Annotated in this window: 1 protein-coding gene; it reads right to left on the bottom strand. The window is 46.7% G+C overall.

Translation table 11 applies throughout. The features are described 5' to 3' along the window. The coding region (locus M1F65_RS09595) for an SHIRT domain-containing protein (RefSeq protein ID WP_247925898.1) at positions 1-816 on the bottom strand (816 nt) is incomplete at both ends.

Below are 816 nucleotides of genomic sequence, written 5' to 3' on the forward strand. Positions count from 1 at the left end.
ATCTGATCCATTAATTGTTTCCGATGTCTTATCGTAGGACTTGAAGCTCCATGTGCCTTCTGCTGTCTTAACTTCTGTTTGACTTGGTTGCGTCGGAATCGCTTGGCTACCGTCTTTCAAGTCTGTTTGGTCTGCTGGAAGCAAGGCTTTCACTTCTTGTGGAAGTTCGTTACCTGGAGTTCCGCTGACAAACTCGTGAACTGCTTTATGAGTCAGTGTTGGAACTGGGCTTGCTGTAAATTCCCATGTCCCTACAAACTTAACATCTGAACCGTTGACAGTCTCTGAAGTCTTGTCATAGGACTTGAAGCTCCATGTACCTTCCGAGGTCTTAACTTCTGTTTGACTTGGTTGTGTTGGTGTTGCTTGGCTGCCGTCCTTCAAGTCTGTTTGATCTGCTGGAAGCAAGGTTTTCACTTCTTGTGGAAGTTCTTTACCTGGAGTTCCGCTGACAAACTCGTGAACTGCTTTATGAGTCACTGTTGGAGCTGGGGTGAATTCCCAAGTACCGATAAAGTGGGCATCCGCTCCATTGATAGTTTCTGATGCCTTGTCATAGGACTTGAAGCTCCACGTACCTTCTGCCGTCTTCACTTCTGTTTGACTTGGTTGTGTTGGTGTTGCTTGGCTGCCATCTTTCAAGTTTGTTTGGTCTGCTGGAAGAAGGGCCTTCACTTCTTGCGGAAGTTCTTTTCCTGGCGTTCCGCTGACAAATTCGTGTGTTGCCTTGTAAGTTGGTGCTGGGGTGAATTCCCAAGTACCGATAAAGTGGGCATCCGCTCCATTGATAGTTTCTGATGCCTTGTCATAGGACTT

The organism is Streptococcus oralis, assembly GCF_023109195.1.
Classification (GTDB): domain Bacteria; phylum Bacillota; class Bacilli; order Lactobacillales; family Streptococcaceae; genus Streptococcus; species Streptococcus oralis_BV.